This window comes from Actinosynnema sp., from assembly GCF_052038725.1.
Genome location: NZ_JBQGCX010000454.1, coordinates 1 through 3,470, shown reverse-complemented (window position 1 = coordinate 3,470; position 3,470 = coordinate 1). Strand labels below are relative to the sequence as shown.

Sequence of the window (3,470 nt, the reverse complement as noted above, 5' to 3'; positions counted from 1 at the left end):
CGCCGCCGAGCGCACCGCGCTGGAGCGCCCCGTGGCCGACCGGCTCGGCGGCGTCCCCGCGGCGTCGGCCGAGGCGACCCAGCTGGACATGCAGGGCGTCGAGGCGCCCGAGCGGCCCGTCGACCGGCTGAACCCGGCCGTCAGGCCGCCCGCCCCCGGACGGCCGGGCGCGCCGCCGCGCGAGGCGGTCACCGAGATCCTGCCGAGGGTCCCCGACCAGCTGGTGCCGAACGTGCCGCTGGAGTCGATGCCGACCGAGTCGGTGCTGATCGTGCCGCCCGCGCCGACGCGGATGCCCGAGCCGCTGCCCGACCAGACCTCCGAGGACTGGTTCGGCGACGCGCTCGACTCGGACACCCCGCCCGGCGCGCCCAAGCCCCCGCAGGGCGGGGACGCGCAGCTCCAGCAGGGCACCGAGTTCCACGAGTTCGTGGACGAGGACGACGAGGCCCTCGCCGACCCCGAGGACGAGCCGAGGCCCAAGAAGGCCAAGAAGGCGCGCAAGGCCGCGTCCGACGGCCCCGCGGGGCTGTCCGACGTGGACGAGCTGGACGAGGACGAGGCCCCGCGCTCGCCCGCCAAGGAGTGGCTGGTCATGATCGGCCAGCTCGCCGTCGGCGTGGTCGGCGGCGCGGCGCTGTGGCTCGGGTTCAGCTTCCTGTGGCGCACCCTCGCGCCCGCCGCGCTCGTCGTCGCGCTGGCCGTCACGGTCGGCCTCGTGCTGCTGGTGCGCCGCATCCGCCGCGCCGACGACCTGGGCACCACGGTCCTCGCGGTCCTGGTCGGCCTGATCGTCACGGTGTCCCCCGCGGCGATGCTGCTGGTGAAGTCGTGAGCGGGAGGCCCCCGGCCAGGGAGGTCCCGGCCAGGAAGATCCCGGTCGGGCTCTCCACCGCATCGGTGTGGCCCCAGCCCGCCGCCTCGGCCTTCGAGTCGGCGGCCGAGCTGGGCTACGACGGGGTCGAGGTCATGGTCTGGGCCGACCCGGTCAGCCAGGACGTGGCCGCGCTCGGCAGGCTGGTGGAGCGCAGCGGCGTCCCCGTGCTGGCCGTGCACGCCCCGTGCCTGCTGATCAGCCAGCGGGTGTGGTCGTCCGACCCGGTGGAGCGGTTGCGGCGCAGCGTGCGCGCGGCCACCGAGCTGGGCGCGCCGACCGTGGTGCTGCACCCGCCGTTCATCTGGCAGCGCCGCTACGCCGAGGTGTTCCCGGCGCTGGTGGCCGAGCTGGAGGACCAGACCGGCATCGCGATCGCCGTGGAGAACATGTTCCCGGTGCGCAGCGGCCTCGGCCGCGGCCGGTCGGTGGCCATGACGGCGTTCAAGCCCTCGATCGACCCGACCGACGTCGGGCACCGGCACTACACGCTCGACCTGTCCCACACGGCCGCCGCGCAGATGGACGCGCTGGAGCTGGCCAAGCGGATGCGCGACGGTCTGACCCACGTGCACCTGGCGGACGGCAGCGGGGCCTCCAAGGACGAGCACATGGTGCCCGGCCGGGGCAACCAGCCGTGCGCGCAGCTGTGCGAGGGCCTGGCCAGCGGCGGGTTCGCCGGGCAGGTGGTGCTGGAGGTGAACACCCGCAAGGCCCGCAGCACCGCCGAGCGCACCGAGATGCTGAACGAGGCGCTGCTCTTCGCGCGCCTGCACCTGGAGTGGCGCTAACCTCTTGATCGTGAAACCGCCCCGCGCGCTGCTCCCGTCCGCCGCGCGCAGGTTCGCGGCCGGCCTGACCGGCTCCGACGCCGTCGCCACCGCGACCTCGCTGGTCGACCTGGGCTTCCGGGTGACCCTGGTGCGCTGCGCGGGCCCCTCGGCCGACCGGGAGTCCGCCGAGTCCGCCGTCCAGGCCGACCTGGAGCTGCTCGACCTGCTGCACGCCACCGGCCTGGCCTGCGACACCGACGTGGCCGTGCCGCTCAGCGCCGTCGGCCTGCTCGTGGACGAGCGCCTGGCCCTGGACAACGCCTCCCGGCTCGCCGCCGCAGCCGCCCAGTGCGGCACCACCGTCACCCTGGAGGCCGACGACCACGGGGACGTCGACGCCCTCCTGCGCGTCCTCGGCGAGGTGCGCCGCGAGTGGCCGGGCACCGCCGTCGCCCTGCGGGCCGCGCTGCTGCGCACCGAGGACGACTGCGCGGCGCTCGCGGGCAGCCGCGTCCGGCTGGACCGGGGCGGCCCGCGCGAGCCCGGCTCGGTGGCCCGCACCGACCCGCACGCCGCGGACCTGGCCTACGTCCGCTGCCTCAACGCCCTGCTGGAGGCGGACGGCAACCCGGTGTTCGCCACGCACGACCCGAGGCTGCTGGAGATCGCGGGCGAGCGCGCCCGCTGGTTCGGCCGGGAGCCCGGCGAGTACGAGCTGCAACTGCCGCTGGGCGTGCGCACGGCGGAGCGGGACCGGTTGGCGGCGGCGGGCGACGTGGTGCGCGTGCGCGCCCCGTACGGCCCGGCGTGGGCCGACCGCCTCGACCGGGTGGTCGAGCGCCCGGCCGACGTCGCGCTCCTGCTGCGCGGCCTGGTCGGCCGCGCGTGAGCCCCAGGGGCCCCGCGCCCACCCCGAGGAGCACCGTGCCGTTCTCCCAGGCCAGCGCCGTCCGCCCGCTGGGCGACGGCACCTACACCGCGGCGCTGCCCGCGGAGTGGACCACCGGCCAGTCCCCGCACGGCGGCTTCCTGCTGGCCGTGCTGGCCCGCGCAGCCGCCCACGCCGCGACCGCGCCGAACACCCAGCCCGCCCCACTGGCGGTCTCCGCCCAGTTCCTGCGGGCCGCCGAGGTGGGCCCGGTCCTGATCCGCACCTCGGTCCGCAGGGCGGGCCGGGCGGCGGCGGTGGTGACGTGCGCGCTGGAGCAGCGCGGCCAGACCTGCGTGGAGGCCGCCGTGACGGTGGGCGCCCCGCCCACGTCGGTGGAGTACGCGGACCTGCCGGACCTGGCCGCGTCGCCCCCGCAGGACGCCGTGGACGTGTCGGCGCTGGCCCCCGAGGGCGGCCTGCGCCTGGCGGGTGCGTGCGAGCTGCGCCTGGACCCGGTCAGCGCGGGCTTCCTGCGCGGCAGGGCGGCGGGCCCGCTCCTGCTGCGCCTGTGGGCCCGCCCGCTGGGCGAGCAGCCGGACCCGTACTTCGCCCTGGTCACCGGCGACGTCCCGGTGCCGGTGACGGTCAACCTGGGCAGGCGGGGCTGGTCCCCCGCCGTGCAACTCACCGCCCTGGTCCGCTCCGCGCCCGCCGCAGGCGGCTGGCTGCGCCTCCAGGTGACCTGCAGAGCCGTGCACGGCCAGTGGTACGACGAGGACGTGGTGGTCGTCGACGCCGCAGGCAAGCTGGTCCTCCAGTCCCGCAAACTGGCACTCACCCCACCCCCCGCCTGACCCCGCCACCAGCCTCCAGCCCGAGCCCTCGCCAGCCCAACCGCCCCCGGGACCGTCCACAAGCTGACCGCCTCGCGGGCTGCAGGGCGAGCGCAGCG

General features: G+C 76.8%; 3 protein-coding genes and 1 pseudogene. All 4 read left to right on the top strand.

Translation table 11 applies throughout. From position 1 onward, the window contains the following. A pseudogene (locus tag ACTUAL_RS09195) lies at positions 1 to 835 on the top strand (hypothetical protein); the annotation flags it as partial. Then, on the top strand, positions 832 to 1,665 hold the full coding sequence (locus ACTUAL_RS09190; protein ID WP_440899950.1) for a sugar phosphate isomerase/epimerase family protein: 834 nt from the start codon (positions 832 to 834) through the stop codon (positions 1,663 to 1,665). The pseudogene ACTUAL_RS09195 and the gene ACTUAL_RS09190, both read left to right, overlap by 4 nt. A 10-nt stretch (positions 1,666 to 1,675) precedes the next feature. Further along, positions 1,676 to 2,536 carry a proline dehydrogenase gene (locus ACTUAL_RS09185; RefSeq protein ID WP_440899949.1) on the top strand — a complete coding sequence of 287 codons (861 nt, stop codon included), beginning with the start codon at positions 1,676 to 1,678 and terminating at the stop codon, positions 2,534 to 2,536. Between the two features lie 35 nt (positions 2,537 to 2,571). Further along, positions 2,572 to 3,372 carry a thioesterase family protein gene (locus ACTUAL_RS09180; protein ID WP_096497238.1) on the top strand — a complete coding sequence of 267 codons (801 nt, stop codon included), beginning with the start codon at positions 2,572 to 2,574 and terminating at the stop codon, positions 3,370 to 3,372. The last annotated feature ends 98 nt before the right edge of the window (positions 3,373 to 3,470 follow it).